This window comes from Streptomyces beigongshangae (assembly GCF_019710745.1).
Lineage (GTDB): Bacteria > Actinomycetota > Actinomycetes > Streptomycetales > Streptomycetaceae > Streptomyces > Streptomyces beigongshangae.
This window is the reverse complement of record NZ_JAHKJW010000020.1, coordinates 98,202-123,444: the sequence shown is the minus strand read 5'-3', so window position 1 is coordinate 123,444 and position 25,243 is coordinate 98,202. Positions and strand designations below refer to the sequence as shown.

The 25,243-nt window shown below is 71.5% G+C and carries 26 protein-coding genes and 1 pseudogene; 4 read left to right on the top strand and 23 right to left on the bottom strand.

The window, feature by feature from the left end; all coding sequences use genetic code 11:
* Positions 1 to 57 precede the first annotated feature (57 nt).
* From KM933_RS18005 to KM933_RS17990, 4 genes are all read right to left on the bottom strand, one after another.
* On the bottom strand, positions 58 to 1,380 hold the full coding sequence (locus tag KM933_RS18005; RefSeq protein ID WP_221353346.1) for an NADH-quinone oxidoreductase subunit D: 1,323 nt from the start codon (positions 1,378 to 1,380) through the stop codon (positions 58 to 60).
* Complete coding sequence (locus KM933_RS18000; RefSeq protein ID WP_221353344.1) at positions 1,377 to 2,147, bottom strand: NADH-quinone oxidoreductase subunit C; 771 nt, start codon at positions 2,145 to 2,147, stop codon at positions 1,377 to 1,379. The genes KM933_RS18005 and KM933_RS18000 overlap by 4 nt, the downstream gene beginning before the upstream one ends.
* Positions 2,144 to 2,698 (bottom strand): NuoB/complex I 20 kDa subunit family protein, encoded by a 555-nt coding sequence (locus KM933_RS17995; RefSeq protein WP_018528252.1) that lies wholly within the window; start codon positions 2,696 to 2,698, stop codon positions 2,144 to 2,146. The genes KM933_RS18000 and KM933_RS17995 overlap by 4 nt, the downstream gene beginning before the upstream one ends.
* A 100-nt stretch (positions 2,699 to 2,798) precedes the next feature.
* The gene (locus KM933_RS17990; RefSeq protein WP_033319564.1) at positions 2,799 to 3,158 is read right to left on the bottom strand and encodes an NADH-quinone oxidoreductase subunit A; all 360 of its coding nucleotides are present in this window, start codon (positions 3,156 to 3,158) and stop codon (positions 2,799 to 2,801) included.
* A gap of 764 nt (positions 3,159 to 3,922) precedes the next feature.
* Here KM933_RS17990 and KM933_RS17985 point away from each other — a divergent pair.
* Positions 3,923 to 4,786, top strand: coding sequence for a C40 family peptidase (locus tag KM933_RS17985; protein WP_221353342.1), 864 nt, complete (start codon positions 3,923 to 3,925; stop codon positions 4,784 to 4,786).
* 121 nt (positions 4,787 to 4,907) lie between these two features.
* Here KM933_RS17985 and KM933_RS17980 read toward each other — a convergent pair whose 3' ends face one another.
* Entirely contained in the window at positions 4,908 to 6,218 is a 1,311-nt protein-coding gene (locus tag KM933_RS17980; RefSeq protein ID WP_221353340.1) for a geranylgeranyl reductase family protein, read from the bottom strand.
* Positions 6,219 to 6,348: 130 nt separating this feature from the next.
* Between KM933_RS17980 and KM933_RS17975 the strand changes: the two genes are divergently transcribed.
* Both KM933_RS17975 and KM933_RS17970 read left to right on the top strand, forming a co-directional pair.
* The gene (locus KM933_RS17975) at positions 6,349 to 6,855 is read left to right on the top strand and encodes a GNAT family N-acetyltransferase (RefSeq protein ID WP_221353339.1); all 507 of its coding nucleotides are present in this window, start codon (positions 6,349 to 6,351) and stop codon (positions 6,853 to 6,855) included.
* Positions 6,856 to 6,965: 110 nt separating this feature from the next.
* Entirely contained in the window at positions 6,966 to 7,340 is a 375-nt protein-coding gene (locus tag KM933_RS17970) for a PASTA domain-containing protein (protein ID WP_221353337.1), read from the top strand.
* Here the strand turns inward: KM933_RS17970 and KM933_RS17965 are convergent.
* The 6 genes and pseudogenes from KM933_RS17965 to KM933_RS17940 form a co-directional block, all read right to left on the bottom strand.
* Positions 7,327 to 8,022, bottom strand: coding sequence for a demethylmenaquinone methyltransferase (locus tag KM933_RS17965; protein WP_221353335.1), 696 nt, complete (start codon positions 8,020 to 8,022; stop codon positions 7,327 to 7,329). The two genes, KM933_RS17970 and KM933_RS17965, sit on opposite strands and share 14 nt — an antisense overlap.
* A 115-nt stretch (positions 8,023 to 8,137) precedes the next feature.
* Positions 8,138 to 8,302, bottom strand: a pseudogene (locus KM933_RS17960) (acyltransferase family protein); the annotation flags it as partial.
* 35 nt (positions 8,303 to 8,337) lie between these two features.
* Entirely contained in the window at positions 8,338 to 8,790 is a 453-nt protein-coding gene (locus KM933_RS17955) for an imidazolonepropionase-like domain-containing protein (protein ID WP_221353333.1), read from the bottom strand.
* A 4-nt stretch (positions 8,791 to 8,794) separates the two neighbouring features.
* Complete coding sequence (mqnC, locus tag KM933_RS17950; protein WP_221353331.1) at positions 8,795 to 9,994, bottom strand: cyclic dehypoxanthinyl futalosine synthase; 1,200 nt, start codon at positions 9,992 to 9,994, stop codon at positions 8,795 to 8,797.
* Positions 9,995 to 10,065: 71 nt separating this feature from the next.
* Positions 10,066 to 10,809 carry a prepilin peptidase gene (locus tag KM933_RS17945; RefSeq protein WP_221353329.1) on the bottom strand — a complete coding sequence of 248 codons (744 nt, stop codon included), beginning with the start codon at positions 10,807 to 10,809 and terminating at the stop codon, positions 10,066 to 10,068.
* A complete protein-coding gene (locus tag KM933_RS17940) occupies positions 10,806 to 13,856 on the bottom strand; it encodes a bacterial transcriptional activator domain-containing protein (RefSeq protein WP_221353327.1) in 3,051 nt (1,016 codons plus the stop codon). The genes KM933_RS17945 and KM933_RS17940 overlap by 4 nt, the downstream gene beginning before the upstream one ends.
* Before the next feature lie 191 nt (positions 13,857 to 14,047).
* On the opposite strand from KM933_RS17940, the gene KM933_RS17935 reads away from it, so the two are divergent.
* Positions 14,048 to 14,368 carry a hypothetical protein gene (locus tag KM933_RS17935; protein WP_221353324.1) on the top strand — a complete coding sequence of 107 codons (321 nt, stop codon included), beginning with the start codon at positions 14,048 to 14,050 and terminating at the stop codon, positions 14,366 to 14,368.
* 36 nt (positions 14,369 to 14,404) lie between these two features.
* Here KM933_RS17935 and KM933_RS17930 read toward each other — a convergent pair whose 3' ends face one another.
* From KM933_RS17930 to KM933_RS17875, 12 genes are all read right to left on the bottom strand, one after another.
* Positions 14,405 to 14,884, bottom strand: coding sequence for a TadE/TadG family type IV pilus assembly protein (locus KM933_RS17930; protein ID WP_430727335.1), 480 nt, complete (start codon positions 14,882 to 14,884; stop codon positions 14,405 to 14,407).
* An 8-nt stretch (positions 14,885 to 14,892) separates the two neighbouring features.
* The gene (locus KM933_RS17925) at positions 14,893 to 15,330 is read right to left on the bottom strand and encodes a TadE/TadG family type IV pilus assembly protein (RefSeq protein WP_221353322.1); all 438 of its coding nucleotides are present in this window, start codon (positions 15,328 to 15,330) and stop codon (positions 14,893 to 14,895) included.
* 36 nt (positions 15,331 to 15,366) lie between these two features.
* Entirely contained in the window at positions 15,367 to 15,816 is a 450-nt protein-coding gene (locus KM933_RS17920; protein WP_221353320.1) for a TadE family protein, read from the bottom strand.
* A gap of 62 nt (positions 15,817 to 15,878) precedes the next feature.
* The gene (locus KM933_RS17915) at positions 15,879 to 16,130 is read right to left on the bottom strand and encodes a hypothetical protein (RefSeq protein WP_221353318.1); all 252 of its coding nucleotides are present in this window, start codon (positions 16,128 to 16,130) and stop codon (positions 15,879 to 15,881) included.
* Positions 16,131 to 16,227: 97 nt separating this feature from the next.
* Positions 16,228 to 17,157, bottom strand: a complete 930-nt coding sequence (locus tag KM933_RS17910; RefSeq protein WP_221353316.1) for a type II secretion system F family protein — start codon at positions 17,155 to 17,157, stop codon at positions 16,228 to 16,230.
* The gene (locus tag KM933_RS17905; RefSeq protein ID WP_221353394.1) at positions 17,154 to 18,173 is read right to left on the bottom strand and encodes a type II secretion system F family protein; all 1,020 of its coding nucleotides are present in this window, start codon (positions 18,171 to 18,173) and stop codon (positions 17,154 to 17,156) included. Before KM933_RS17905 ends, KM933_RS17910 begins: the two co-directional genes overlap by 4 nt.
* 103 nt (positions 18,174 to 18,276) lie before the next feature.
* Entirely contained in the window at positions 18,277 to 19,590 is a 1,314-nt protein-coding gene (locus KM933_RS17900; RefSeq protein WP_221353314.1) for a TadA family conjugal transfer-associated ATPase, read from the bottom strand.
* On the bottom strand, positions 19,587 to 20,450 hold the full coding sequence (locus KM933_RS17895; protein WP_221353312.1) for a hypothetical protein: 864 nt from the start codon (positions 20,448 to 20,450) through the stop codon (positions 19,587 to 19,589). Before KM933_RS17895 ends, KM933_RS17900 begins: the two co-directional genes overlap by 4 nt.
* A 21-nt stretch (positions 20,451 to 20,471) precedes the next feature.
* Positions 20,472 to 21,227 carry a hypothetical protein gene (locus tag KM933_RS17890; RefSeq protein WP_221353310.1) on the bottom strand — a complete coding sequence of 252 codons (756 nt, stop codon included), beginning with the start codon at positions 21,225 to 21,227 and terminating at the stop codon, positions 20,472 to 20,474.
* 1,184 nt (positions 21,228 to 22,411) lie between these two features.
* Positions 22,412 to 23,059, bottom strand: a complete 648-nt coding sequence (locus KM933_RS17885) for a hypothetical protein (RefSeq protein ID WP_221353308.1) — start codon at positions 23,057 to 23,059, stop codon at positions 22,412 to 22,414.
* 142 nt (positions 23,060 to 23,201) lie between these two features.
* On the bottom strand, positions 23,202 to 24,614 hold the full coding sequence (locus KM933_RS17880; RefSeq protein ID WP_308013439.1) for a purple acid phosphatase family protein: 1,413 nt from the start codon (positions 24,612 to 24,614) through the stop codon (positions 23,202 to 23,204).
* Between the two features lie 228 nt (positions 24,615 to 24,842).
* The gene (locus KM933_RS17875; protein WP_221353304.1) at positions 24,843 to 25,121 is read right to left on the bottom strand and encodes a winged helix-turn-helix domain-containing protein; all 279 of its coding nucleotides are present in this window, start codon (positions 25,119 to 25,121) and stop codon (positions 24,843 to 24,845) included.
* Positions 25,122 to 25,243 lie beyond the last annotated feature (122 nt).

The following is a 25,243-nucleotide window of genomic DNA, read 5'->3' as shown; positions in this document are numbered from 1 at the left end:
GACCCTGCGACTGCGGGCCCTGTGGCTGTACGCCCTGTCCGGAAGGGGTGGTGGTGGTCACCGGTCGACGCCTCCCATCACGGGGTCGATGGACGCGACGGCGACGATGACGTCGGCGACCTGGCCGCCCTCGCACATCGCCGCCATGGCCTGCAGATTGGTGAAGGACGGGTCCCGGTAGTGGACCCGGTAGGGACGGGTGCCTCCGTCGGACACGGCGTGCACGCCGAGTTCCCCCTTGGGCGACTCGACGGCCGCGTACGCCTGTCCCGGCGGGACGCGGAAACCTTCGGTCACCAGCTTGAAGTGGTGGATCAGGGCCTCCATGGAGGTGCCCATGATCTTCTTGATGTGGTCGAGCGAGTTGCCGAGACCGTCGGGGCCGAGCGCGAGCTGGGCGGGCCAGGCGATCTTCTTGTCGGTGACCATGACCGGTCCGGGCTGGAGCCGGTCCAGGCACTGCTCGACGATCGCGAGCGACTGGCGCATCTCCTCCAGCCGGATCAGGAAGCGCCCGTACGCGTCGGCGGTGTCCGTGGTCGGGACGTCGAAGTCGTACGTCTCGTAGCCGCAGTAGGGCTGGGCCTTGCGCAGGTCGTGCGGGAGCCCCGCGGACCGCAGGATCGGCCCGGTGGCGCCGAGGGCCATGCAGCCGGTCAGGTCGAGGTGGCCGACGTCCTGCATACGGGCCTTGAAGATGGGGTTCCCGGTGGCGAGCTTGTCGTACTCGGGAAGGTTCTTCTGCATCTTCTTCACGAACTCGCGGATGTGGTCCACCGCGCCCGGGGGCAGGTCCTGGGCGAGACCGCCGGGCCGGATGAACGCGTGGTTCATGCGCAGGCCGGTGATGAGTTCGTAGAGGTCGAGGATGAGTTCACGGTCACGGAAGCCGTAGATCATGATCGTGGTGGCGCCGAGCTCCATGCCGCCGGTGGCGATGCACACCAGGTGCGAGGAGAGCCGGTTCAGCTCCATCAGGAGCACCCGGATGATCGTGGCGCGGTCCGGGACCTGGTCCTCGATGCCGAGGAGCTTCTCGACGGCGAGGCAGTACGCGGTCTCGTTGAAGAAGGACGTCAGGTAGTCCATGCGCGTCACGAAGGTGGTGCCCTGGGTCCACGTCCGGTATTCGAGGTTCTTCTCGATGCCGGTGTGCAGGTAGCCGATGCCGCAGCGGGCCTCGGTGACCGTCTCGCCCTCGATCTCCAGGATGAGCCGGAGCACGCCGTGGGTGGAGGGGTGCTGGGGGCCCATGTTGACGACGATGCGCTCGTCGTCGGCCTTCGCCGCGGTCTGGACGACCTCGTCCCAGTCGCCGCCGGTGACCGTGTAGACGGTGCCCTCGGTGGTCTCCCGGGCAGATGCTGACTGTGTACTCATGAGTACGACCTCCGCTGGTCCGGAGCCGGGATCTGGGCGCCCTTGTACTCGACGGCGATGCCGCCGAGGGGATAGTCCTTGCGCTGCGGAAAGCCCTGCCAGTCGTCCGGCATCATGATCCGCGTCAGCGCCGGGTGGCCCTCGAAGACGATGCCGAAGAAGTCGTACGCCTCGCGCTCGTGCCAGTCGTTGGTCGGATAGACCCCGACCAGGGACGGGATGCGCGGATCGCTGTCCGGGGCGCTGACCTCCAGGCGGATCAGCCGGTTGTGGGTGATCGAGCGCAGGTGGTAGACGGCGTGCAGTTCGCGGCCCTTGTCGGCCGGGTAGTGCACACCGCTCACGCCGGTGCACAGCTCGAAGCGCAGGGCCGGGTCGTCGCGCAGGGTCCGGGCGACGCGCGGCAGGTGCTCGCGTTCGATGTGGAAGGTGAGTTCGCCGCGGTCGACGACCGTCTTCCCGATCACGTTCTCCGGGAGCAGGTCCTGCTCCTCCAGGGCCCCTTCGAGCTCGTCGGCGACCTCGTCGAACCAGCCGCCGTACGGGCGGGTGGCCGGGCCGGGCAGACGGATCGAGCGGACCAGGCCGCCGTACCCGGAGGTGTCGCCGCCGCTGTCGGCGCCGAACATGCCGCGCTGGACGCGGATCTCCTCGCCGCCGTCGCCGCGCTGCCCCGGCAGGTTGGAGGCGCCGAGGTCCTTGTCGGGGTTGGGGCGGTCGGCTCCCCCACCCGTGCCGTTCGTGCCGTTGCCGTTCGCGCCGCTCACCGCAGCAGCCCCTTCATCTCGATGGTGGGGAGCGCCTTGAGCGCCGCTTCCTCCGCCTCCCGGGCCGCCTCCTCGGCGTTCACGCCGAGCTTGGAGGACTGGATCTTCTGGTGCAGCTTGAGGATCGCGTCCATCAGCATCTCGGGCCGCGGCGGACAGCCGGGCAGGTAGATGTCGACGGGGACGATGTGATCGACGCCCTGCACGATCGCGTAGTTGTTGAACATGCCGCCCGAAGAGGCGCAGACCCCCATGGAGATCACCCACTTGGGGTTCGGCATCTGGTCGTAGACCTGCCTCAGGACCGGCGCCATCTTCTGGCTGACGCGTCCCGCGACGATCATCAGGTCGGCCTGGCGCGGCGAACCGCGGAAGACCTCCATGCCGAAGCGCGCCAGGTCGTAGCGGCCCGCGCCCGTCGTCATCATCTCGATGGCGCAGCAGGCGAGGCCGAAGGTGGCGGGGAAGACGGACGACTTGCGCACCCATCCCGCGGCCTGCTCGACGGTGGTCAGCAGAAAGCCGCTCGGCAGCTTTTCCTCGAGTCCCATGCTCAATGGCTCCTCTGTCCCCTGTACGGGGCTCAGTCCCTTGCGGGGGTCAGTCCCTTGCCCGGGTCAGTCCCATACGGGGTTCAGTCCCGTACGGGCCTCAGTCCCATTCCAGGCCGCCGCGCCGCCAGACGTACGCGTAGGCGACGAAGACGGTGAGCACGAAGAGCAGCATCTCCACGAGCCCGAAGACCCCGAGCGCGTCGAAGGTGACGGCCCAGGGGTAGAGGAAGACGATCTCGATATCGAAAATGATGAAGAGCATCGCCGTCAGGTAGTACTTGATGGGGAACCGCCCGCCGCCCGCCGGCGTGGGGGTCGGCTCGATTCCGCACTCGTAGGCTTCGAGCTTGGCCCGGTTGTATCGCTTTGGACCGATAAGCGTGGCCATGACCACGGAGAAGATCGCAAAGCCTGCCCCGAGGGCTCCCAGTACGAGGATGGGCGCATACGCGTTCACCGCTCCTCGCTCCTCTCAGTCGGCATTGACTGCTGGCGGTTGCATCGGCCTCGCACCTGCTCCGCGAACCCCACGGCTGCCGTGGGGCGCACGAGCTCCCTGCGGCTCCACGAAGATCGCGCACATGTGAAGCAGGTCACAAGCCCAACTGCCCCGCATCCTATGCCCGTGGGTCTGTGATCTGCGACACGGGGTGCGACAACGTCTTTGTGATCTCTACCACCCGGCGAACGATCATGAAGTCGGATGAGTGCCGATCTTCGTACGAGAAGCGTCCGAGTGATCACCAGAGGTGACATTTTCGCTCGTCTTCGCTGGTCCGGGGCTTGGCCCTCTATCAAGCGAAGTGGATCCAGGGCAAATTGGCGCTGGACGGGGCGGCTTGATAGAGGAACTCGTTCACACCCCGGGAGGAGTTGGGACGTCCGTTGTGGACGAGCCGGGCGCGTGCATCCGTTCACTAGCGGGAGTCGGCACCGAGCCGGCTCCCACACCTCCCGCGCGACCCCGCGCGTGACGCGGCCACGGGGACCCCCGTTGCGTGACGTGCGTCACATTGATCACAGGGCGAAAACAAGCGGGCTTGGCCATCCGCGTCAACCAGTGGTAGGTGGCGGGCAATTCGGGCGTAATGCGAAAAGGCAATGATCACAGGCGCGTCGGACGCTGTCCGCAATGCCCGTTACGGCGTCAATAGAGGGCGACGCGACCGGGATTCGAGAGCCCGTTGAACAATTGTGGCGCACCACACGTTTCTTGAAGGTATGGAGGAGCCCCTGATACCGGTTGTCCCTATGTCCCACACCGCTCACATACGCAGCCACCGGAAACCCCGGCCTCGCAGCAGTTCGGCGCTCGCGATGCGCGCCGGCGTCGCCGGTGGCGTCCTCGGCACCCTGGCAGTGGCCGGTGCCGCCGGAACGGCCAACGCGGCCGAGCCGGTGACCCAGACCATCGAGCTGCCCACCCTCACGGCCGACCTGACCGCCCAGGTCGCGGCGTCCGCTGAGGTCACCCAGCAGGCCGCGGCGGACTACCAGCTGCGGGCCGAGCGTGACGCGGCCGCCGAGAAGGCCGCGAAGCAGGCCAAGGCGGACCTCGCGGACGCGAAGAAGCAGGCCGAGATCAAGAAGCAGAAGGCCGAGGAGGCCCGCAAGGAGGCCGCTGAGCGCGCCACGCGCACCGCGGAGCGCACGACCCTCACGACGGCCTCGACGGCCTCCTCCGCGCCCTCCGCGGCGGCCGGCAACGACGCCGCGGCCGCCCCGGCCGGCGGCAGCGTCGCCACCGTCATCGGTTTCCTGCGGGCGCAGGTCGGCGACGCCTACGTCATGGGCGCCACCGGTCCCGACGCGTGGGACTGCTCCGGCCTGGTCCAGGCCGCGTTCAAGCAGGTCGGTGTCGACCTGCCGCGCATCTCCCAGGACCAGTCCCTGGCCGGCACCCAGGTCTCCCTGTCCAACCTGCAGGTCGGCGACATCCTGTACTGGGGCGGTGCCGGGTCCGCGTACCACACGGGCGTCTACATCGGCGGCGGCCAGTACCTGGACGCGGCGAACCCCTCGAAGGGCGTCGTCATCCAGGACCTGTCGGGCTACCCCGCGGACGGTGCGGTGCGGGTGCTCTGACCTCCGGTCGCGCGGCTGTGGGCCGCTTCCCCGTCGGGGAAGCGGCCCACAGTCGTGTCCGGGGCGTCCCCGGGTCGTCCCCGGCGGGGAGCGGCCCGCGAGGAGCGGGCCGCCGTACCGGCTACGCCTTCGGGGCGACCTTCGTCAGGCCGTTGATGATGCGGTCCATCGCGTCGCCGCCCGTCGGGTCCGTCAGGTTGGCGAGCATCTTCAGCGTGAACCTCATCAGCATCGGGTGCGTCAGACCGCGCTGCGCGGCGATCTTCATGACCGTCGGGTTGCCGATGAGCTTCACGAAGGCGCGGCCGAGCGTGTAGTAGCCGCCGTACGTGTCCTTCAGGACCTTCGGGTAGCGCTGCAGGGCCAGTTCGCGCTGGGCGGGGGTGGCGCGGGCGTGCGCCTGGACGATGACGTCGGCGGCGATCTGCCCGGACTCCATGGCGTAGGCGATGCCCTCGCCGTTGAAGGGGTTCACCATGCCGCCCGCGTCGCCGACGAGCAGCAGGCCCTTCGTGTAGTGCGGCTGGCGGTTGAAGGCCATCGGCAGGGCGGCCCCGCGGATCGGGATCGTCATGTTCTCCGGGGTGTAGCCCCAGTCCGCCGGCATCGAGGCGCACCACGCCTTGAGGACCTCGCGCCAGTCCAGCTCCTTGAACGAGGACGAGGTGTTCAGGACGCCCAGGCCGACGTTGGACGTGCCGTCGCCCATGCCGAAGATCCAGCCGTAGCCCGGCAGCAGGCGGTCCTCGCCGGGACCGCGGCGGTCCCACAGCTCCAGCCACGACTCCAGGTAGTCGTCGTCGTGGCGCGGGGAGGTGAAGTACGTGCGCACGGCGACGCCCATCGGGCGGTCCTCGCGGCGGTGCAGGCCCATCGCCAGGGAGAGCCGGGTCGAGTTGCCGTCGGCGGCGACGACCAGGGGCGCGTGGAAGGTGACGTCGCGCTTCTCCTTGGAGTCGGCGTCGCCGAGCTTGGCGTGCACGCCCGTGATGCGGCCCGTGCGGTCGTCGACGATCGGGGCACCGACGTTGCAGCGCTCGTACAGCCGCGCGCCGGCCTTCTGCGCCTGGCGGGCCAGCTGCTCGTCGAAGTCGTCGCGCTTGCGGACGAGTCCGTAGTCCGGGTAGGAGGCGAGTTCCGGCCAGTCCAGTTGCAGGCGGACACCGCCGCCGATGATGCGGAGCCCTTTGTTCCGCAGCCAGCCGGCCTCCTCCGAGATGTCGATCCCCATGGAGACGAGCTGCTTGGTGGCGCGGGGCGTCAGCCCGTCGCCGCACACCTTCTCCCGCGGAAAGGCGGTCTTCTCCAGGAGCAGGACGTCCAGTCCGGCCTTGGCCAGGTAGTACGCCGTGGTGGAACCGGCTGGCCCGGCCCCGACGACGATCACGTCGGCGGAGTGTTCGGAGAGGGGCTGGGACTGGGACTCGGTCACGGCGGGGTCTCCCCAAGTCTCGAAGGCTCGAAGTCTTAGTGCGCGAGGTCTCGAAATCCACGTGCTGACGGGCACGTGACATGGGCAGTCTATGCAGCGGTACTGATCCGCCTGGCTGAAGGGCTGCCCCGTGAACCGAGCACTGCCCGTGGTACACCTGCGCGTCCCCACCGACGAGGACGCCTTCGCCTGGCACCGGGTCTTCGACCACCCGGACGTCATGGAGTTCCACGGCGGCCGGTCCGCCGAACTGTCCGTCTACGAGGAGCTGACCGCCCGGCAGCGCCGGCACGACGCGGAGTTCGGTTTCTGCCTCTGGACCGTGCTCGACGAGGAGAAACGGGTCATCGGCTTCACCGGCGCCCAGCCGTGGCCGCACGAGTGGGGGCCCAGGGGGGAGGTCGAGATCGGCTGGCGGCTCGGGCGGGAGTACTGGGGCAGGGGTTATGTGACCGCGGCGGCGCGGGCCACGCTGGACCGGGTGCGCGCGGCCGGCGTCGCCGGCGTCGTCGCGATGGTGAACTCCCGCAACGAACGCTCGATCGCCGTGACCGGACGCCTGGGCATGGAGCTCGCCGAAACGTTCACGTCACCCACGTCGGACCAGTTCGGGCACTGCTACCGGCTGGCTCTTTGACGGGTTCGGGTTCGGGCCCGGGGCCGGTCCGCGGTCGGCCGCCCGGCCCCGGCGCCTTCCGGCGGGCCCGGCACGGGCCTACGCTGCCGGTACCGCTGGGGGTGACGTCTGTGCGCATTCCACGCAAGACACCCGAAGTGCGCGTACCGCGGCTCGTCGGTCTGATGGCCGTGGACGCGCGCGAGACGGCCGAGGCGCGTGGGGTGCTCCTCACCGCGCCCGACCGGCCCGACTTCGACCTGACCGTCGTCGACCACGTCGTACGCCAGTACCCGCCGCCCGGCGCCGAGGTACCGCGCGGAGCGGTCGTCACGGTGTGGTTCGACCTCGGCGAGGGCGAGGGCGGCGGCGGTGCCGGAGTGCGCGAACCGCGCCTGCCCCCACCGCCGTCGGGCGGCCTGCACCGCGCGCTCGACGCCCCGGGCCGGGAAGGCTCCCCGGACCCGGTGGCCGGCTGCCCGGACCCGGTGGTCAGCCCTGCTTGACGCCGCGGTGCAGCGCGACGATCCCGCCCGTGAGGTTCCGCCAGGCCACCTTCGACCAGCCGGCCCCGATCAGGCGCTCGGCGAGGGCGGGCTGGTCGGGCCACTCGCGGATCGACTCGGCGAGGTAGACGTACGCGTCGGGGTTCGAGCAGACCGTACGGGCCAGCGGCGGCAGCGCACGCATCAGGTACTCGGTGTAGACCGTGCGCAGCGGCGTCCAGGTCGGGTGCGAGAACTCGCAGATCACCACGCGCCCGCCGGGCTTCGTCACCCGGTACAGCTCCCGCAGCGCCGCGTCCGTGTCCTGCACGTTGCGCAGGCCGAAGGAGATCGTCACCGCGTCGAAGGTGCCGTCCTTGAACGGCAGCCTCGTGGCGTCGCCCGCGGTGAGCGGCAGCCAGGGGTGGTTCTTCTTGCCGACCCTGAGCATCCCGAGGGAGAAGTCGCAGGGAACGACGTACGCCCCCGTGCGCGCGAAGGGCAGTGAGGAGGTGGCGGTGCCCGCCGCGAGGTCCAGGATCCTCTGGGCGGGCCGCGCGTCGACCGCCTTCGCGACCTCCTTGCGCCACAGCCGGTCCTGGCCGAGCGACAGCACGTCGTTCGTCAGGTCGTAGCGTTCCGCGACGTCGTCGAACATCGAGGCGACTTCGTGCGGCTGTTTGGTCAGGGATGCGCGGGTCACGGTCCCATTGTGGCAGCACGGGCCGGACGGCCCGCCGCCGCCCGGCCCGCGCACCGGCCGGTCCGCACACCGGCCGGTCCGCGCACCGGCCGGTGCGCCACACCGCGGGCCCGCCTCAGGGCAGCAGTCTCGGCTTCTTCCCCGCGGCCACGTCCTCCACCCATCCGCACAGCACCACGAACACGGCGATGAGGACCCAGCCGACGCCGAACAGGAACCACTGCCTCCCCAGCGGCAGACACGCCTCGAAGGCCGGGACCTCCCAGAGCCGGTCGACCAGCGTCCCGAGCACGACCGCGTACCCGACGCCCGGGGCTATCGACGCCGATGCACCAGTCGCCCCGCGCACACCGTCGCCACGCACGACCCGTCCCCGGCGAAGACCGCCAGGTCGGCCCGGCCCCCGGCGGTGATCGTCGCAGGGCGCGCCTCCGGCAGGACCCGCACACCACCGCGCTCGGCGGCCGCCCGCAACCCCGCCCCGGCCACGGACTCCGCCGGCACCGCCACCGCGCCCAGCTTCAAGAGCTCGTGCACCCGCTCACGCGGCGTCGGCGCCTCCGGCAGCGGTCCCTCGTGGACCAGTCCGGGACCCAGCGCCCCGGGCCACCGGCGCACCCGCGCACCGGGGAACCGTTCCTGGAGCTCGGCCGCGGCACCCGTCGCGGCGACCCGGTCCCCCTCCACGGCGACGGCCCCGCCGGGAACGGCGCCGGTGCCGTCCCAGGCGAGGCGCAGCTCGTCCGCGACGTGGATCGTCAGTGCCATGGCGCTAGTTGGACGCGAGCAGCTTCAGCCCGGGGTGGGCGGTCCCGCCCTCGATCGCCGTCGACGAGATGTGCGACTGCACCCGCTCGTCGACGGGGTCGTTCGCCGGGTCGTCGTGGACGACGAGGTGCTCGTACGTCGTGGCCCGCTGCGCCGGCACCCGCCCCGCCTTGCGGATCAGGTCGATGATCTCCATGCGGTTGGAGCGGTGCTTCGCGCCCGCGGAGGAGACGACGTTCTCCTCCAGCATGATCGATCCCAGGTCGTCCGCGCCGTAGTGCAGCGACAGCTGGCCGACCTCCTTGCCGGTGGTCAGCCACGAGCCCTGGATGTGGGCGACGTTGTCCATGAAGAGCCGCGCGATGGCGATCATCCGCAGGTACTCGAAGAGCGTGGCCTGCGTACGGCCCTTGAGGTGGTTGTTCTCCGGCTGGTACGTGTACGGGATGAAGGCGCGGAAGCCGCCCGTCCGGTCCTGTACGTCACGGATCATCCGCAGGTGCTCGATGCGCTCGGCGTTGGTCTCGCCGGTGCCCATGAGCATGGTGGACGTGGACTCCACGCCCAGGTTGTGCGCGGTCTCCATGATCTCCAGCCAGCGCTCGCCGCTCTCCTTCAGCGGGGCGATGGCCTTGCGGGGCCGCGCGGGCAGCAGCTCGGCGCCGGCACCGGCGAAGGAGTCGAGCCCCGCCCGGTGGATACGCGTGATGGCCTCCTCCACGCTCACCTCGGAGATGCGGGCCATGTGCTCGACCTCGCTCGCCCCCAGGCTGTGGATGACGAGCTGCGGGTACGCGGCCTTGATCGCGGCGAAGTGCTCCTCGTAGTACTCGACGCCGTAGTCGGGGTGGTGCCCGCCCTGGAACATGATCTGCGTGCCGCCGAGCTCGACGGTCTCCGCGCACCGGCGCAGGATGTCGTCGAGGTCGCGCGTCCAGCCCTTGTCCGTGGCCTTCGGCGGGGCGTAGAACGCGCAGAACTTGCACGCCGTGACGCAGACGTTCGTGTAGTTGATGTTCCGCTCGATGATGTACGTCGCGATGTGCTCCGTACCGGCGTACCGGCGGCGGCGTACGGCGTCCGCGGCGGAGCCGAGCGCGTGCAGCGGGGCGTCGCGGTAGAGGGCGAGCGCCTCTTCGGGGGTGATCCGCCCACCCTCGGCGGCACGGTCGAGGACGGACTGTAGGTCGGCCTTCTCGGTCACCGGAGCGGTCCCTTTCATGGGGGTGTGGACAGACTGATCCAGCGTACGCCAGCGCCTCCCCGCACCCGACGTCAGGCCGCACAGGCCCCGATGAGCAGGCCCGTGAGGGCTCCGGCGATCAGGAACGGGCCGAAGGGGATCGACGTCCTGCGCCCGGCCCGGCGGGCGACGACGAGCACCGCCCCGTACAGGCCGCCGTACAGGAACCCCGCGAAGGTGCCCAGCAGCACGGCTCCCCAGCCGTACCAGCCGAGGACCGCGCCGAGGCCGAGGGCCAGCTTCACGTCCCCGAAGCCCATGCCGTCGGGGTTGACCAGGAAGAGGACGAAGTAGCCGGCACCGAGGGCCAGGCCCCCGTACAGCGCGGTCAGCCAGTGCCCGGCGTGCTCGGGGGCCGCCGCGGCGCCCGCGAGCAGGGCGGGTGCGGCGGCGGCCAGGGGCAGCGTCAGCACGTCCGGCAGACGCTGCACCCGGAAGTCCACGACGGCGAGCAGCACTCCGGGCGGGGCGAGCAGCAGCCAGACCGCCAGCTCGGGCCGGGTCCCGGTCGCCGCGGCGAGGGCGCCGCAGACGAGAGCGGTGACGAGGGAGACGGGGAGCGCGCCGGGGCCGTACGCCCGCCCGCCGCAGTCCGCGCAGCGGGCCGGACCGATCCAGCCGCCCACCGGATGGCCCTCGGGACACCGGTCCGCCCACGGCTCCTCGGGGGCCACCGAGAAGCGGTACGCGGCGCGGGGCACCAGCAGACCGGCGACGCCGCCCCAGAGGACGGCGCCGACGACGATCAGCTGGTCGACGGGCTGGAAGCCGCTCATCCCGCGGCGGGGACGCCGCTGCGCCAGGTCGGCAGCAGTTCGTCCAGCAGTGCCTCGGTGCGGGGCGGCAGCCCGCGCGCCCCGCTGCGCGAGACCAGGTCCGCCGCCCGGCGCCTCAGCCGGTCGGTGTCGCCGGTGGCGTGCGTGGCCCGCAGCAGTTCGTGCCACAGCCGCTCGTCGCCCGGCGCGGAGCCCAGTGCCGCGTCGAGCGCCTCCATCGCCTTCTCCGCCCGGTCCTTCTCCAGGTGGAACGCGGACAGGGCGAGGCCGATGTCCGCGACCAGCAGCGGGAGCCGGGCGTCGATGATCTCGTGGGTCAGCCAGCCGTAGCGCCCGGCGGGCCGCTCGGCCAGCAGCGGCCCCCGGACGAGGACCAGCGCGTCGGTCAGCAGCCGGCCGCGCACCGCACGGCTGCCGGCCCCCCGGCCCTGGGTGGCCTCGTGGTAGAGCGAGCGCAGCACGTCCAGGTCGGAGACGACGGACTTGGCGAGCTTGAGCCGCCCGGTCGCGTCGGGGGCGAGCCGCGGTGTGCCGTCCGGGTCGGTGCCGAGCCAGGTGCGCAGCCGCTCGACGAGCGCGTCCCGGACGTCGTCCGTGACACCGCGCGGCCACAGCGCGGAGGACAGCACCCGCGGGTGCACCCCCTCGCGGTGCAGGAGCAGCAGCGCGAGCGCCTCGTGCAGCAGCGGGCTGCGCTCGCCGTCCGGTGTCTCCAGGCCGATGATCTCGTACGGGCCGACGAGCCGCGCGTACACCGCGGGGCGCCCCTGCTCGCTGATGTCGACGAGGAACGGCGGGGCGGTGGCCGGACGGCCGTCGTCGTCGCGCCCGGGGTCGGCGTCGGTGAACAGCTCGACGACGGCCCGCTGCTGGGACACCGGCAGGAGCTGCGCGTCGAGTTCGAGGCCGAGGAGCGGCGCGAGGAGCTTGCCCTCGCTGGTGACCTCCATCTCCCAGGCGGCGCCGGGCAGGTCGCCCGAGCCGGTGCCGACGAGGTAGCCGATGCCGAGCCTGCTCGCGTCGGCGGCGAGTTCGGCGAGCTTGACGGCGTCCTCGGCGGACGGCTCGGCGGCCAGCAGCACGAGGTGCGGGGCCCAGCGGGTGTGCCGGGCCGGGCCGGTGCGCCCGGTGAGGACCGAGTCCTGCCCCGCGGCGCCGAGCGCGCCGCGCCGCTGCCGCGTCTCGGCCTCCATGGTCTCCACGAGCGCCTCGATGCCGTCGAGGTGGCGCAGCCGGTTGGGCGCGAGCGGCGTCAGGTCCTCGCCGAAGCCGACCAGGGTGATCGTCATGCGGTCGGACCAGCCGTTGGTGGCCAGTTCGGCGGCGACGGAGGCGAAGACACCGGCCCGGTCCTGCTCGCGGCCGCTCAGCGAGACGATGCCGGGCACGGACTCCAGGTTGAGCAGCAGCCGCGAGTCGTCCATCGTGCCGAGGCTGACCAGGCCGGGGTAGGGGGCGGCCGTGTCCACGTCCGCGTACCGCTCGGCGTCGGCGCGGGCCAGCATCCAGAACGTCTGGTCCTGCCCGAGCTGCCAGGGCGCGGGCGGCCTGCCCGCGGGCTGGGCCAGCTGGAGGTGCAGGTCGCCGTTGCCGCTCAGCCAGGCCGCGTACACGGTCGGCAGCGGACGCGACTCGCCCGCGAGCGACGCGGCGAGCCCGCGCAGCGACCGGTCCAGCAGCCGTACGCCCTCGGGGTCGGCCCCCACCAGGAGCGCGTCCTGCGCGTCGGCGGCGGCGCCGGTGGGCGTGGGCGGCTCCGTGCCGCGGCGCCCGCCGACCGCGCCGAGCGCGGACTGCCACAGCGCCTGGCGGCGGCGCCGGCCGAGGGCGGCGAGGAGCCCGGCGGCGAGGAGGGGCGCGCCGAGGAGCGCCTCGGGCAGCCCGAACCCGCTGCCTTCACCGGCCGGGGGCGCGGCGTGCTCCCGCTGGCCCTGGTTCTGCTGGTGGCCCTGATCGGGGGCGGGCCGCTGCGCGGGAAGGCTGATGTGGGCGGTGTCGCGGTCCGGGGACCCGGACCCGTCACCCTGCCGTCCCCCGTCCTGCCGTCCCCCGTCCTGCCGTCCGCCGCCCTGCTGGTGGGCGTCGCCGGTCCTCGCGTAGTCGGAGATCTGCCGCTGGACCTCCGGCGAGACCTCCGGGGTCTCGTCGGGCATCTCGACGAGTTCGCCGCCGCGGGCGTCGCCGGGCATCTCCATGATCCAGCCCGGTCTGATCAGGCTGGCCTCGGAGAGCTTCGAACCGTCGGGCTGCGTACGGTCCTTGTTGAGCCGGTAGATCTCCTTGTACCGGCGCCCGTCGCCGAGGTGGCGCTCCGCGACCTCCCAGAGGGAGTCGTGGTGGCGGCCCTCCGGGGGCTGGATCCGGTAGAACTTCGTGGCGTCCCCGGACGCGTGGGCCCCGCTCCCGCCCTGGGCGTGCGCGGCGGCGTCGGCGGCCTGCCCGGCCAGGGCGGCGGCGCTCGCGGCGGCCTGTTCCTGCTGCTGCGCCAGCAGCCCGCCCGGGGTCTGCTGCGCCGCGGCGGCGGTCGGCCGCTGGTTCCCCTCCAGCTGCTGGCCGAGCTGCGACAGACCGGGCGTGAAGCTCGCCGCGGTCGCACCGACCAGCAGCAGCGCGGCGACGAGCTGGCGCGCGAGCAGCTGGCTCGGGCCGGCGCCGGGCACCCGGTTCGGCAGTCCGACACCCGACAGCGCGGCCTTCACCTCGACGAGCACGCAGGCGGTGAACTGGGCCCAGGCGAACCAGACGACCACGGTCAGCACGTTGACGAACGTGCCGACGGTGATCTCCTGCTGGAGCCACTCCACCTTCGGCGCCCCGGAGGGCAGCGGCCAGCCGATCTGGGTGGCGAGCGCCCCGGGCACGCCGACGAGCAGCAGGAGCAGCGCGACGAGGGCGAGGAACGCCTTGACGAAGTCCCCCACCGTGCGCCGGCGCCGGGGCAGGGGCTGCGGCGTCCGGTTCCGCGGAACCGGCGGGCCCTGCGGTCCCGGTGCCCCCGGCGATCCCGGCGGGCTTCCCGGCGAGTTGGGAGTGGTACGTCGCGCCATGGCGGATGTCCTGATGTCGTGTGGGGAAGGAGGTGACTGGAGCGGGGGCGGGGGTGTCCTGAGCCTACTGAGATCTTATGGAGCGTGTCGAAGGGCGGGGAAGTCGGGAGAGCCGGTTCGGGGCGGCCCGCCCGCCCCGGTCGTAGACTCGCGTACGCAGAAGCCGCCGACCATCAGGAGGGGGACCCGGCATGGGCGGAAGACCCGACCTCGCGCTCCCGTTGAGCGACCTGGAGGACTACGGCTCCCGGCTGCGCGACATCAAGACGCGCATGAACCACACCAAGAAGCTCTTCGAGTCCTACCGGGACGACATCGGCGACGGCGGCGTCTACGACAAGCTGGCGGACTTCGAGTCCAACTGGGAGGACGGCCGCGAGGACATCAACCAGCAGCTCGACGCGCTGGCCCAGATGTCCGAGGCGATCGTCCGGGAGTTCAAGAAGCTGGACGACGACCTGGCGAAGCAGGTCTCCGAGGGCGTGAAGGGCGAGGACAAGGGCGGCGAGTAGACCGCCCCGCCGGCAGACCCCGCCGATCCACCCTCGTCAGCCCACCTCGTTCTCCGCCACCGCCCGGCCCCGGACCGTCACGTCGCCGCCGTAGAACATGCCCGTGAAGACCGGGGAGTAGGTCAGCCGGACCTCCACCTCCACCTGGTCGGCGTTCGCGGCGACGCAGTTCGTGGCGGCTATGTCTGCGTCGGTCATGCCCATCTCCTGGGCGAACGCCTTCACCCGGGCACCGCAGTTCTCGAAGAGGATCGGGGCGCCGCCGCCCTCGTTCTGGTACAGCTCTTCGAGGTCCACGTCCTGGGCGGCGTAACGGGCGGCCTGTTCCGCGATGTCGGCGGCACGCTCGCGCTTGGAGATGGACAGTCCGCCGTCGATGACGAAGGCCGACAGGGACAGGAACACCAGCGCGAAGATGATCACCGCGCCGGCGCCGGACCCCCGGTCGTCGAGCCGCAGGCGGCGCGCGTCCACCCCGCCGCGCAGGCTCTTCCTGTTCTTCGTGCGCTCTGTCACGTCCGCCGTCACGCCTTCCTCTTGAAGGGGTCCAGCGGTGACGTGAACGACGCGGTCAGACGGGTCGGCACGTCCAGGCCGAGGATCGCCAGGCCCCGTACCCGGCAGCTGACCTCCACGGTGAAGAGGTCGGCGTCCTCGAAGCCCGCACTCGTCTTGTTCACCGTCACCGGGCCGGAGCAGACGTCCGCCAGGTCGGCGTCCGCGGCCTTCTGCGCCTCCGCCATCGCCGACCCCTCGTCCCGTTGCAGCGAGCCGGAGCGGGCCGCGTCCCGGGCGGCCCCGTCGATCGCCCCGCGTCCGTCCACGAGTTGCCCGAAGGCCACCAGCACCAGGATGAAGAGGATCATCACCGGGGCGAGGATCACCACCTCGACCGTGGACAGCCCCCGGTCGCCCGCCGCGCGCACGGCGTCACGCACACGCACGGCGTCACGCACACGCATACACACACGCACGGCGTCACGTACACCTGGGCGCATCTAGTTCTCGCCCTCCTCGACGAACCGTTCCACGGGCCCCACCGACCGCGCGTGCACGGTCAGGTCCAGTCCCGGGAACACCGACGGCACCTTCGCCGTGATCTCCACCCCGACCGTGTTCTGGTCCGGCTGGACCAGCTTCACGTCCGGTCCGAGCACCAACTGCGGTCCCAGCTGCGCGATGTAGCTGTCCACGACGTCCCGCGCCTCGCCGCGCCATGTGCCCGGGGACTCGTCGGCCGTGGCGCGGGCCTCGCGGGCACCGGCCTGGGCCGCCGCCTGGGCCACGTGGTCGGCGAAGAAGTACAGCGCGAACTGCACCGTCGCGAAGATCATGAAGAAGAGGACGGGCGTGAGCAGCACGAACTCGATCGCGGTCATGCCGGAGTCGCCGCGGGCGGAGGCGGCCTCCGCCCTGCGGCGTACCCAGCGTCGTACGCTCACCGGCACCCCCGTGCGCGAGAGAGGGAAAGGACGGCTTCGGAATCTGCCGACAGGTGACAGGGACCGGATCAGCAGGTGCTGCCCGCGTCCGCGCCCTTGATGCAGTCGCCGACCTTGTTGGCGCCGTCGCTGAGCGCGGCGTTGATGATCGCGGCGACCACGCCGACGATCGCCACGACGACCGCCGAGATGATGACCCACTCCACCGCGGACGCACCGCGGTCGAGTTCGCCGGAGCGGGCGCGCTGCACCCTCCCCTGGAGGAAGGTGATCAGGAAGTCCACCCCCGGGATCCCGGTGCTGCAGTTCCGTCCGTTCATGGTGAGTCGTCCTCTCGAGACAGTTCAGGTCAGGGCAGTTCAGGACAGTTCAGGGCAGTTCAGGGCAGTTCGCAGAAGCAGTTGTCGGTTGTCGGGCTCAGACCTGGAACACGCGCATCGCCGCCGGGAAGATCAGGAAGACCAGGAAACCGGCGCAGAGCAGCAGCTGCGCCACGAGCATCGACTGCGACTTCTCACCGGCGCTGCCCTCGATCTCGGCGAGTTCGCGGTGCCGCATCGTCTCGGCGCGGGAGGCGAGCGACTCGCGCACCTTCGCGCCGTCGTCCGCGACGAGCGCCAGGGAGGCCGACAGGTCCTTCAGCTCGTCGACCCCGATCTCCTCCCCCAGCGAACCGAGCGCCTGCCACTGGCTGATGCCGGTGATCCGGGCGTCCGCGAGCGCGTTGCGGATGCGCTGCGTGGCCCAGCCGTCGGAGACCTCGGCGGCCGCCATCAGGGCCTCCGGGAGACCGCGGCCGCCCGCCAGGCTCATCGACACCAGGTCCAGGTACGCGCCGATCACGCGCCGCAGGTCCCGCCGCTTCTCGGCCGCGTCCCGCCGGACCTCCAGGTCGGGCAGGAAGAAGAAGACGAGCGCGCAGAGCAGGGCGAGCCAGACCGGGACGGCGGGGCTGTCGTTGAAGCCGAGCGTCCAGACCACCGCGAACAGGAACGGCCCGAAGAACAGTCCCGCGACCCCCAGCAGCGCCTTCGTCGCGAGGAAGTTCTCCCAGCTCCGGTCGAGCACCGACAGGTCCGCCCGCAGCGAGTGCTGTTCCCAGCCCTGCTGCAGGTAGAACTCGGCGACGCGCCGGCCCACCCGGGCCCGTACGCCGCCGAGCCGCCCTCCGTCGTCGGAGGGGCGGTGCGCGGACTCGTACGCCGCCCCCCGCGCCCGCATCGCGTCGATGCGGGCGACCTGGGAGACCGCGCTGCGCCTGGTCGGCACCAGGGCCCGGACCAGGGCGTAGACGCCGAGGCCCAGCACGGCGCCGACCAGGACGGGCAGGGTCAGGGTCGAACTCATCGGCGTACCCCCTCATCCGGCAGCGACTGCGAGGGCGGCGGCTGCGCCTGCGACGGCGGCTGCTGCGCCGGGGAGGGCGACTGCGCCTGGGCAGGCGACCGCGGCCGGGACATCGACGGCGTGCGGGGGCGGACGAACCGGACCGCCGCCTCGTCCCGCACCAGGAACCGCTCCGGCGTCTCGATGACCGACAGCTTGCGCAGCCACCAGAAGCCGAGGGCGAACAGGCCGCAGACGCAGGCGAGCACGAGCTGTCCGACGGCCGTCCCGTACGGCTCGACGAACTCCCGGTTGAAGACGGACAGGCCGAGCACGAAGGCGATCGACACGGCGACGACGATCTGCACCGAGCGGCGGGTCGAGGCGCGCTGGGCCATGACGCGCTGGCGCATGTCGACCTCCTCACGGGCCGACTTGGCGAGCGCGCCCAGGACCTGGCGCAACCCCGGGCCGCGCAGGCGCGCGTTGAGGATCAGCGCGGCCACGATGATGTCGGCGGACGCGTCGTCGATCTCGTCGGCGAGCTGCTGGAGGGCGTCGGGCAGCGGCGTGCGCGAGCGCAGCCGGTCGACGAGCGCGTCGAGGTGCGGGCGCAGGACGGGCGCCGCGGCGCGGGCGGAGGCGGGGATGGCCTGCTCCAGGCCGACCGCGCCCGCGATGGTGTCGCGCAGCGATTCCGTCCAGGACGCGAGGGCCTCCACACGGCGCATGGCGGCCTTCTCCTCGGAGGCGCCGCCGAAGAGCTTGTCCCAGAAGAAGACGAGGACGGCGGTCGCGAGACCGGCGACGGCCCACCGGGTGAGCAGCAGGACGACGATGCCGGCGCCGGCGGCGATCGAACCGCGGCGCCCGGCGAACCGTGCGAGTTCAAAGGCGCGTTCGCTCGCCTTCCGCTTCTCGTGCTCGGGCTTGGCGGGCAGGCCGCGGACCGCGACGGCGAGCAGGGCGAGGCCGCCGCCCACCGCCACACCGCACGCGAGCGCGTACAGGACCGTCGTGGAGAACAGTCCGCCCATCGAGCCCAGCGAGCCGGGCGAGTCGAGTGCGGCCAGCGAGTCGAGTGCGGCCGGTGAGTCGAGTGCGGCCGGTGTCATGCCTGGTCGGTGCGTCATGGTCGGTTCACCCCCAGTTCCCGCCGCCGGGCAGGCGGTAGCCGTGCTGGACCAGGTCTTCGAGGCAGGCGATGGGCGCGTGCGGCACGACCCGGCCGTCCGGAGTCTCGGCGAACACCTCGCTGGACAGGACGCGCCCGTCGACGCCGTTGACCTCGCGGATCGAGGTGACCATGCGCTGGAGCCGGCCGCCCGTCTGGTAGTCGTTGCGCCGCTGGATGAAGACGACGAAGTTCACCGCGCCCGCGACGAGCATCTGGCTGGCCTCGATGGGCAGCCGCTCGGCGGCCTGGAGCGCGTACGTGGAGATGCGGTTGAAGACCTCGCTGGAGCTGTTGGCGTGGATCGTGGAGAGCGAGCCGTCGTTGCCCTGCGACATCGCGTTCAGCATGGTCACGATCTCGTCGCCGAGGACCTCGCCGACGATGACGCGCGAGGGGTTCATACGGAGTGACCGCCGCACCAGTTCCGCCATCGAGATGGTGCCCTGGCCCTCGGAGTTGGGCAGCCGCTCCTCGAACGCCACGACGTTCGGGTGCAGGTCGGCGAAGGTGTCCAGGCCCAGTTCCAGGGCGCGTTCGACGGTGATGAGGCGTTCGTGCGGCGGTATCTCGTTGGCGAGCGCGCGCAGGAGCGTCGTCTTGCCGGCGTTGGTGGCACCCGCGATCATGATGTTCTTGCGGGCCCGGACCGCGCAGGCCAGGAAGTGCCCGACCTCCGGTGTGAGCGTGCCGTTGCCGACGAGGTCGGACATGAAGACCTTGCCCATGCGCGCGCGGCGGATGGACAGCGCGGGCCTGCGGGTCACGTCCATGACGGCGGACAGGCGCGAACCGTCCGGCAGCCGCAGGTCGAGCTGCGGGTTCGCGGAGTCGAAGGGCCGGGAGGACAGGCCCGAGTACGCGCCGAGGATCTGGATCAGCTCGATGAGCTCCTCGTCGGTCTCGGCGACCGGATCGCCCCTGACCTCCTCGCCGTTCGCGTAGCCGACGAAGACCTGGTCGTACCCGTTGATGTCGATGTTCTCGACCTCGGGGTCGTCCAGGAGCGGCTGGAGCCTGCCCACTCCGAAGAGCGCGGCGTGCACGGCGGCCGCGTACTGCTCCTCGGTCTCGGCGTCCAGCGGCGTACGGCCGGAGGTGATCTCCGTGCGGGCGTGGTCCTCCAGGATCTGGGCGATGACGGCGCGCGCGTACTGCCGCTCGTCCTCGTTGGTCATCGGGGTGACGCCGGAGACCTGGTCGAGGCGGCGCTGCTCGGCGATGCGGTCACCGGCCTCCTGCCGGAACCGCTTGACCAGCTGGTGGTCGACGACGGTCATCGGCCGGCTCCGGCGGGGCGCGCGCCGTGCGGAACGCCGTCCGGGCCGCCGGCCGGTACGGACCAGGCCGCGCCGAACTGCTGGTGGAGGTCCGCGGTCACCTTGCGTGCCGAGCGGATGAGCAGCGACTTGTCGAGCCGTCCGCGCCTGCGGCCCGCGAGCTGGTCGGCGCCCGCGGGGTCCTCGGCGATCGTGCCGACGACGCGGGCACCGGTCCGCGCGGCCGTCAGCATGTCGTCGACCTGGCGGACGATCTTGGCGGAGTCGCCCGGGTCGGCGATGAGGACGACCCCGACGAAGGGCGTGCCCGGTGCGGCGGCGCCCCGCGGCCCGCCGTGCAGCTTGGTGGTGAGCGCGGCGGCCCGGTCGCGTACGCGCGCGATGGACTCCGGCGCGGTGCGCGCCACGAGGAGGACGAGCGCGGCCTGCGCGAACATCTCGACGGCCGGGGTGTCCCCGCTGATCCGGCCGCAGTCCGCCATGACGTCGGCGGGCGCGTGCTCGGAGTCGGCGAGCTGCGCGAAGGCCCGGCCGAGGGTGGGCCACAGCCCCGCGAGCCCGGCCGCCTGCTCGGCGCTCCCGAGCCCGACGAGCACTTCGAGACCGCCGCTCAACGGCTGTACGTGGTCCCACAGTTGGTCCGGTACGAGGCCGCGGCGGGCGGTGGCGGCGATGGAGAGCATGCCGGTGTTGGGGTTCAGCGGTCCGCCGTGCGCGGCGGCGCTGCGGTACACGAGGTCGCCGCCGGCCGGGTCGGTCTCGGCGAGCAGCGTACGGCGCGGCCAGACCGCGGCGAGCGCGACGGCCGTCGTGGTGACGCCGGGGGAGCCTTTGTCCGCGGCGATGGCGATGAGGGCCATGGTGTGGGTGACTCTCCGCCGCTAGTTGCCGGGGACCTTGACGAGGGCGACCTGGTTCGCCGCGGCGGCACGGGCCAGCGCGGCGGCGGCGCTCTCGTCGACGGTCACGGTGACACGCTTGTTGGTACTGCCGATGGTGCTGTCGCTCCTGGTGTCCGGCACGTCGGTGACACGGGCGTTCTCGACGATGGGCACGTCGGCGCCGCCCGCGGAGCCGGAGCCCGTCCCGTCGTCCGAGCCGGAACCGGAACTTGAGCCCGAGCCCGAGCCGGAGTTCGAGGAACCCGTGTTGCCGACCCGGTAGGCGGCCACGAGGTCGCCCGCTTCGATGCCCGCCGGGTACTGCCCCTCCTTGAGGGAGAGGCCGACGACGGCCTTACCGGCCGGGAGGCTGCTCTCGGTGCCGAACATCTCGCCGATGACGAGGGTGCCCCTGTAGATCGTGGACTTGGCCTTGAGCTCCTTCAGGGCTTCGAGCTGGGTCCACTTGATGTAGTTGATCCCGGCGTCGCCGGCCACCAGGACCGGCTCCACCTTCTTGCCCACGGACTCACCGGGCTGGATGTCAGCGGTCACCTTGACGACCTCGACACGGTCGCCGGCGCGGAGCACCAGCATGGTCGCCCCGAGCGCACCCACGAGGATCAGCAGCACCGCGAGCGCGGCCAACGCCGGTTTGCGCTCGCGAGGAGGCGTGGGAAGACGCTCCCCCATCATCGGCTGAGCCGGCGCGGAGGACCGGTTGCGGCCCGCCCCCGTACGCTCTTGGATCTTCACGCAACCGCTCCCCGTACACCCAAGAAGGTCTCTGTAGTCCAGGACACCCGACACACTCCGACCACTCCGGCCATTCCGACCGCTTCACCCTCACCGGGCGTGCCGCCGTCCGGCCTGGTCGCACTCCCCCGACCGGCCATGGCCGGAACAGGCGTGAACGGGTGTCAAGTCATCGCACCGTATCAGCAGCACATAAGCCCCTCAAGACGCGACCGCGACCGTGGACCTCACACGCCCCGACGGTGTCCACGCGCAACCGGGGCCGTTCGGTTCCCGGCCGGGAAAAGGTCCGCGCGGGGACGATCCCCTGTGCACCAGCGAATACCCAACTCCCCTGCCTGACCTGCACGGTCACGGTGCGTCCACCACTTCCGTACACCGCGCTCACGAGAACCGTGCGACGCACGGGACGATCTTCGGCCATGGGTCGCTGTCGGTGACGGGGGGGTCGGTTTGCGATGAGAGGGCCTCTTCCCCCGTACCGGTGAAGCCCGGCCGGCCCGCTGTTCGCCACGTCGGCGGGGGTGACGTCCGCCCGTGGAGCAACCGAAGAGGTGAAAGCCGACCGTATTGCTCTCCCTCACCACTTCCCTCCCCGCTCTCCTCACCGCTCCTGTTACTGAAGAACGATCCGGTGCGGATGAGCCCAGGCCGACGGGCAGACGAAGACCAGGAGGGAGCCGCCCCGTCCCACCACGATCCGGGTAGGGGTGTTCGCCTCCGTGTCGACCGCGTCGCGGTCTTCGAGGGGAACCCGGCTTCGAGTTCCCCTGTCCCATTCCCTGCTGTCCATGGTCAGGAGGCGATCCATCTCCTGTCCGCACCCGCACCGGACTTCCTGCGGGCCGGTGACGTGCCACGGGGCGAAACCGCCGACCTTCCATCCTGGCGGGATCGACAGAGCGCATCCCCGGCCAGGTCATAGGACTTCTTCAGCTTTTTGAGATTCTTCGGCACACCCGAGAACTCGCCCCGGAACACCTCAGCCGTCTTGCCCACCATCGACAGGACGGCATCCTCCCCCGCCACCCCGAACCCCCACCACACCGACCCCGCCGACCCCGCCGACCACACACGCGTACGCACACACGTGAAGCTAATGGGTACGGGTGTTCGATGAAAAGGTTGCGGGGACGGCAGGGCAACGAGGGCCGCTGCAGGGGATACGGCCCTACGTCACCCTCCTACTCCACGAAGCGGAACGTCGACGTGATCGCGTCGAAGATGTCGAAGAACGAGTCCGCGAGATCGAGCACCTGGCTGCTCCCGGCGACGAGGGCGACCTTGCCCTCCTGGCCCGGAACGGGGATGAACGTCTGCATGAGTACGGCGCGGACGGTGCGGTTGAGTGCGTCGCCGGGTACGGGGATGTCCTCGATGCCGTACGTCCGCGCGGCAGAACCGACGTCCGGGATGTCGACCGTCGTGACCTTCCGCCACGCGTCGCCCTCCTTCTTGGCCTCCCGCACGGCGAGCTGGCCCGCCATGACCTGCGGGTCGGTGGAGAGGGGTTCGCCGTCCTTCGTACGCCCGCCGACGAGCGAGACGGTGACCGACCCGGTGATCGGGACGTCCCCGCCGAAACTCTCGGCCATGCAGCCGCAGTACAGCGCGCCGGACTTCCAGGCGTCCGCCGCGGACTTCTGCAGGAAGGCGGTGTAGGTGTCCTTGTACTCGATCAACTCGGGCTGCTGGCGCAGGCGCTCGGCCACCATGCGGCGGATCGAGTCGTCCCGCGACTCGGGCCGTACGTCGAACTCCCACCACGACTCGGGCACCTTGATCCGGAAGCCACCGCGCTCGATGGTGAGGGTTTCCATGTAGCGGGCCATGTCGGTTGGTCTCTCCCGGGTTCCGGTGGTTGCGACGGCTGCGCGCAAGCCTACGAGGCCGCTTGCGCCCGCGTCCCCGGCAGTCCGCCCTCACCCGCGTTCCCCCCTCCCCCTCCCCCTCCCCCCTCTCCCGGGGATCGCTTCAGACGGCGCCGTCGAGCGCGGGCCGCCGCACCCCCGCCGGCTCGATGCCGGACAGGTCGCGCACCGTGACGCTGTTGCGGTCGCAGACCGAGCGGCCCAGGGCGTACTGCGGCCACAGGCCCGCCGCCACGCGCCTGCTGCGCTCGCTCCACTCCCGCGCCGGCCCGCTGCTGGTCTTGTAGTAGTTGAGGGCGTACCCGCCCGTGTGTACGCGCAGCAGACAGAAACCGCCGGGGTACTCCTTCACCGCGCCCACCTCCTGCAACGTGACGTGCCGCGCCTGCGGGAGGACCGTGCGCTTGTTGCGGTGGGTGTGGCCCGCGTGGTGGAGGAAGACGCCGGGGGCGGCGGCGTACGCGTCGAGGATCGTACGGGCCTGGCGGCGGTTCAGGCGCTGCCCGCCCGTCACGGGGAACGGCGAGTTGCGTACGGTCAGCGGATGGTGCCCGAAGACCATCGTGGGCTGGTCCGCGTGGTCCCGCAGCCGCGCCCGGAACCAGGAGAGCTGTTCGTCGGAGAGGCCGCCCGAGTTGGCGCCGTTCCCCTTCTTCTCGTAGGTGTCCAGTCCGATGATCCGCAGTCCACCGAGGTCTTGGACGAAGTACGCGGCCCCGTCGCCCGGTCCGCCACCCGGTCCGTCACCCGGTCCGTCACCCGGTCCGTCACCTGGCCTGCCGCCGACGGCTACGGGAAAGGCGTGCGGAAAGCTGTCCTCACCCTGCCCGCGCCGCCGGTCGTGGTTGCCGCGGACGACGAAGTAGTCCTGCCCGTACGTGCCGAACCCGTCCAGCAGCCGCCTGGCCTCCGTCAGGTCGCGCGGTGCCCCGCCGGCGGATATGTCCCCCGCGGCCACCAGCCGGTCGGCGCCGCGCCGGTGCGCCTCCTCCACCAGTGCCCTGCCCATGACCTCCGGGTACGGGGCGAGGCCGAGCCGCTGCGAGATGCCGCGCATCATCGGCACGCCCGCCACCAGTCCGGCGGTGGTCTCACCGAGATGCAGGTCGTTGCAGAGCGCGACCGACAGCAGGTGGCGGCCGGGCGGCGGTTGCGGCGTGGTGAAGGAGTACGGGCCGCCGTGGGTGCCGAATCCGTGGAGGGAGGTCCCCACGGCGTTCCCCTTCACCAGGTGCAGCGGAGTGGGCGTGGCCGCCGTGCCCCGGGAACGGGCCTGGTAGTAGTACGTCTGGCCGGGTTCCAGGCCGGTCAGCTCCACGTAGTGGTGGGCGGTCCGCCGGCCTTCGGCCGCGGTGCGGTTGAGCCGGGCGGGATGCGTGCCGTAGACGACCTCGCCCTCGGTCACCGCGGGAACCATGTGCCCGAACCCGTCGTCGCTGCCTTCCGCACCGGTGTGCCAGGTGATGACGGCCCGGTCCTCCGTGAGGGTCACCAGCTCCAGGTTGACGGCGGACACGGCGTCAGGGCCGTCGGGTCCTCGGGGGTGGCGCGCCTGCGCCGTACCGCGACGGGCGGCGGAGTGGAGGGCTCGGAGGAGGGCGGGGGCACAGGTCGCGGCGGACCGCAGGACGTCGTGCGGGGCGGAGAGACAGCATGGCATGCCTGTTTTGTGCCCACGTGCGGTGAACGCGAACAGTTCGGGCGGCGACGGCGCCGCGACGTCCGGCCGCCTGGCACCTACCGTCTACCGGTCCTGACCGTCGCCGGTCTCGGGGTACGCGACGAAGGTGCCCTTGGCGGGGAGGGTGAGGACGAGTCCGCGTTCACGGAGTTCGCGGATGGCCCGGCGGGCGGTCAGGTAGGCGACTCCGTACTCCGTTCCGAGGTCCCGCTCCCCGGGCAACCGCGCCCCCGGCCGAAGCTCACCCGACGCGATCCGGGCAGCAATGTGGTCAGCCACCTGCATATACACGTACGCGATCTTGTTCGGGTCGATCGGTGAATCGCCTGTGTCTGCCGCCATGACAACCACCGCAAAACAGCACTGAGCTGCGCCAATAGCCCTACAGCTACAAACCGCTGTGCACTGACATGCGCAGCAATGAATTCTGAAGGCACGAAAAACCCCGGCGACGGCGGCGACCG

What these genes read in the sequence shown, in the direction of transcription:
- KM933_RS18005 (WP_221353346.1), bottom strand. Translation starts at nt 1,380, where the DNA reads ATGAGTACACAGTCAGCATCTGCCCGGGAGACCACCGAGGGCACCGTC.
- KM933_RS17995 (WP_018528252.1), bottom strand. Translation starts at nt 2,698, where the DNA reads ATGGGACTCGAGGAAAAGCTGCCGAGCGGCTTTCTGCTGACCACCGTC.
- KM933_RS17985 (WP_221353342.1), top strand. Translation starts at nt 3,923, where the DNA reads ATGGAGGAGCCCCTGATACCGGTTGTCCCTATGTCCCACACCGCTCAC.
- KM933_RS17955 (WP_221353333.1), bottom strand. Translation starts at nt 8,790, where the DNA reads ATGGCACTGACGATCCACGTCGCGGACGAGCTGCGCCTCGCCTGGGAC.
- KM933_RS17945 (WP_221353329.1), bottom strand. Translation starts at nt 10,809, where the DNA reads ATGAGCGGCTTCCAGCCCGTCGACCAGCTGATCGTCGTCGGCGCCGTC.
- KM933_RS17940 (WP_221353327.1), bottom strand. Translation starts at nt 13,856, where the DNA reads ATGGCGCGACGTACCACTCCCAACTCGCCGGGAAGCCCGCCGGGATCG.
- KM933_RS17935 (WP_221353324.1), top strand. Translation starts at nt 14,048, where the DNA reads ATGGGCGGAAGACCCGACCTCGCGCTCCCGTTGAGCGACCTGGAGGAC.
- KM933_RS17925 (WP_221353322.1), bottom strand. Translation starts at nt 15,330, where the DNA reads ATGCGTGTGCGTGACGCCGTGCGTGTGCGTGACGCCGTGCGCGCGGCG.
- KM933_RS17915 (WP_221353318.1), bottom strand. Translation starts at nt 16,130, where the DNA reads ATGAACGGACGGAACTGCAGCACCGGGATCCCGGGGGTGGACTTCCTG.
- KM933_RS17910 (WP_221353316.1), bottom strand. Translation starts at nt 17,157, where the DNA reads ATGAGTTCGACCCTGACCCTGCCCGTCCTGGTCGGCGCCGTGCTGGGC.
- KM933_RS17905 (WP_221353394.1), bottom strand. Translation starts at nt 18,173, where the DNA reads ATGGGCGGACTGTTCTCCACGACGGTCCTGTACGCGCTCGCGTGCGGT.
- KM933_RS17900 (WP_221353314.1), bottom strand. Translation starts at nt 19,590, where the DNA reads ATGACCGTCGTCGACCACCAGCTGGTCAAGCGGTTCCGGCAGGAGGCC.
- KM933_RS17895 (WP_221353312.1), bottom strand. Translation starts at nt 20,450, where the DNA reads ATGGCCCTCATCGCCATCGCCGCGGACAAAGGCTCCCCCGGCGTCACC.
- KM933_RS17885 (WP_221353308.1), bottom strand. Translation starts at nt 23,059, where the DNA reads ATGGCCCGCTACATGGAAACCCTCACCATCGAGCGCGGTGGCTTCCGG.
- KM933_RS17875 (WP_221353304.1), bottom strand. Translation starts at nt 25,121, where the DNA reads ATGGCGGCAGACACAGGCGATTCACCGATCGACCCGAACAAGATCGCG.